3 protein-coding genes and 1 pseudogene are annotated in these 3,350 nt (G+C 54.9%); all 4 read right to left on the reverse strand.

The genetic code is table 11. From position 1 onward, the window contains the following. Positions 1-28: 28 nt before the first annotated feature. The gene (locus AC1DRJ_RS22195; RefSeq protein ID WP_477804030.1) at positions 29-307 is read right to left on the reverse strand and encodes a hypothetical protein; all 279 of its coding nucleotides are present in this window, start codon (positions 305-307) and stop codon (positions 29-31) included. A 217-nt stretch (positions 308-524) separates the two neighbouring features. After that, complete coding sequence (gene rpsA / locus AC1DRJ_RS22200; protein WP_007945819.1) at positions 525-2,210, reverse strand: 30S ribosomal protein S1; 1,686 nt, start codon at positions 2,208-2,210, stop codon at positions 525-527. 120 nt (positions 2,211-2,330) lie between these two features. Next, positions 2,331-3,020: a (d)CMP kinase gene (gene cmk / locus AC1DRJ_RS22205; RefSeq protein WP_477804031.1), complete on the reverse strand. Its 690-nt coding sequence runs from the start codon at positions 3,018-3,020 to the stop codon at positions 2,331-2,333. Next, positions 3,017-3,350 (reverse strand): annotated as a pseudogene (locus AC1DRJ_RS22210) (bifunctional prephenate dehydrogenase/3-phosphoshikimate 1-carboxyvinyltransferase); the annotation flags it as partial. The pseudogene AC1DRJ_RS22210 and the gene cmk, both read right to left, overlap by 4 nt.

Genomic DNA, 3,350 nt, shown 5'->3' on the forward strand with positions numbered 1-3,350 from the left:
TCTCAAAGAGCATCAACACAGATCAACCTCACCTACAGACCACCAGCATGGTCCGAGTCCAGTAACCAGCAGGATTGAAGCCAAACGGGAATACATCGCCCTCCTTGACATCATCAGACCTTGCCAGGACCTTATATCCCGCCCCCTTACACTCCCTTTCCGCGCGCTCGTGGCATTTCTCCCACCCGGAACCCAAACCCGAACAATCAATCTCAATGCCGCTGACCCCGTGCACAAGGTGAGTCTTGGCACTAGTGGTACAACCCGCCAATGCCAGTACGGCTATTACGACAATGAGCTTGTTCATTCACTTCCTTATGCCGGCGGCCCCGCCCGACTGTCATTCACTTCAAGCCAAAGGTTAACTGCAATCAAACGATTGATCTGACTAAAGAAAGAGACAGCTTATCGAGCACGTTGGTTTCACCCCCCCCAATGCAGCCCGGCAGCACCAGTGAGCCCACCAAATCGCAGGCAAAAAAAAGGGCGACCGAAGTCGCCCTTTTTTTATGATCAAGCAGAACTTAGTTCTGTTTGGCCATTGCCTGGCGCAGCAGTGCCGCCATGGTGGTATCAGTTGATTCGCCTTCCGGAGCAGTTTTCAGGCTCTGGATAGCTTCTTTCTCTTCAGCATCGTCTTTCGATTTGATCGACAGCTGAATGACGCGACTCTTACGATCAACGCTGATGATCTTGGCTTCTACTTCCTGGCCTTCTTTCAGAACGTTGCGCGCGTCTTCAACGCGGTCACGGCTGATTTCGGAGGCTTTCAGAGTCGCTTCGATATCGTCGGCCAGAGTGATGATGGCGCCTTTAGCGTCAACTTCTTTCACGATGCCTTTAACGATTGCGCCTTTGTCGTTCTCTTGAACGTACTCGGAGAACGGATCGCTTTCCAGTTGCTTGATACCCAGGGAAATGCGCTCGCGCTCTGGGTCAACCGACAGGATAACGGTGTCCAGCTCGTCGCCCTTCTTGAAGCGGCGTACGGCTTCTTCGCCCACTTCGTTCCAGGAGATGTCGGACAGGTGAACCAGACCGTCGATGCCGCCGTCCAGACCAATGAAGATACCGAAATCGGTGATCGACTTGATGGTGCCGGAGATTTTATCGCCCTTGTTGAACTGGCCAGAGAAATCTTCCCATGGGTTAGATTTGCACTGCTTGATGCCGAGGGAGATACGACGACGCTCTTCGTCGATGTCCAGAACCATAACTTCCACTTCGTCGCCGACTTGTACGACTTTCGAAGGGTGGATGTTCTTGTTGGTCCAGTCCATTTCGGAAACGTGTACCAGACCTTCAACGCCTTCTTCCAGCTCAGCGAAGCAGCCGTAGTCGGTCAGGTTGGTTACACGAGCGGTAACGCGAGTGCTTTCTGGGTAACGGGCTTTGATAGCAACCCATGGATCTTCGCCCAGTTGCTTGAGGCCCAGGGAAACACGATTGCGTTCGCGATCGTACTTCAGAACCTTGACATCAATCTCGTCGCCAACGTTGACGATTTCGGAAGGATGCTTGATACGCTTCCAAGCCATGTCGGTAATGTGCAGCAGGCCATCGACGCCACCCAGATCGACGAATGCGCCGTAATCGGTGAGGTTTTTGACGATACCTTTGACTTGTTGACCTTCCTGCAGGGATTCCAGCAGAGCTTCACGCTCGGCGGAGTTCTCGGCTTCGAGGACGCTGCGACGGGAAACGACAACGTTGTTGCGTTTCTGGTCGAGTTTGATGACCTTGAATTCCAGCTCTTTGCCTTCCAGGTGCGTGGTATCGCGCACAGGACGGACGTCAACCAGAGAACCTGGCAGGAACGCACGGATGCCGTTAACGTCGACAGTGAAGCCGCCTTTAACCTTACCGTTGATAACGCCCTTGACCACTTCTTCGGCTGCGAAGGCTGCTTCCAGAACAATCCAGCATTCAGCGCGCTTGGCTTTTTCACGGGACAGCTTGGTTTCACCAAAGCCGTCTTCAACCGAGTCCAGAGCAACGTGAACTTCGTCACCGACGTTGATGTTCAGTTCGCCAGCGTCGTTGTAGAACTGCTCAAGCGGGATGAGTGCTTCAGACTTCAGGCCAGCGTGAACGGTTACCCAGCGAGCTTGGTAATCGATATCAACGATAACACCGGTGATGATGGAGCCTGCCTGAAGGTTCAGGGTTTTTAGGCTTTCTTCAAAGAGTTCCGCAAAGCTTTCGCTCATTTTAATTCCTGTTGATGAGGGCGAAGACTACGCCCATCTCCACACCCCAGACGGTATGGGTTAGTTTCATTTAAAAGAAGCCACCGCAGGACTATGACTGGTCCCCTGCGGCCTTCTTGGTCACCCGGCGATATCGCGAATGGCGATCTCGCTCATGATGCGTTCCAGCACCTGATCGATGGATAATTCCGTGGAATCCAGCTGTATGGCGTCAGCCGCCGGTTTGAGCGGGGCTACCGCTCGCTGGGTGTCACGCTCATCGCGGACACGTATCTCATCTAGCAGACTCGACAGACTAACACCATCGACTTTGCCCTTCAACTGCAAGTATCGACGGCGCGCACGCTCCTCGGCACTGGCAGTGAGGAAAATCTTCAAAGGCGCGTCCGGAAAAACTACTGTGCCCATATCTCGGCCATCGGCCACCAGCCCCGGGAATTCCTGGAACGCACGCTGACGCTGCAGCAGCGCCTCGCGTACTGCGGGCAGCGCAGCGACTTGGGATGCACCGGCACCGATACTTTCCGTACGAATCACATCGCTGACTTCGTCGCCTTCGAGAATGATTCGTTGCAGTTGACCGTCCGTCGCAGCGATGAATTGCACGTCCAGATGAGCCGCCAGTTTTTTCAGCAACTCTTCATTGGTCAGATCAACACCATGATTGTGCGCAGCGAACGCCAGCAAACGGTACAGGGCACCGGAATCCAGAAGGTTCCAGCCCAGACGTTTCGCCAGTATCCCGGCGATCGTGCCTTTACCGGAACCGCTCGGGCCATCGATGGTAATGACTGGCGACTTGATGATCACGACTGAGCCTCTTCAGCAACCCGGATACCGACCTGCGCGCACAGCGCGAGAAAGTTCGGGAACGACGTCGCGACGTTGGCGCAATCATGGATGCGGATCGGCGCAGTAGCGCGCAGTGATGCAACGCTGAATGCCATGGCAATCCGATGGTCGCCATGTCCATGCACTTCGCCGCCGCCGATCTGGCCGCCGTCGATAATAATGCCGTCAGGGGTCGGTTCGCATTTGACACCCAGTGCCAGCAAGCCATCGGCCATGACCTGAATCCGGTCCGACTCCTTGACCCGCAGCTCTTCAGCGCCACGCAGAATAGTGCGCCCTTGCGCGCAG

The organism is Pseudomonas sp. P5_B2 (assembly GCF_056400445.1).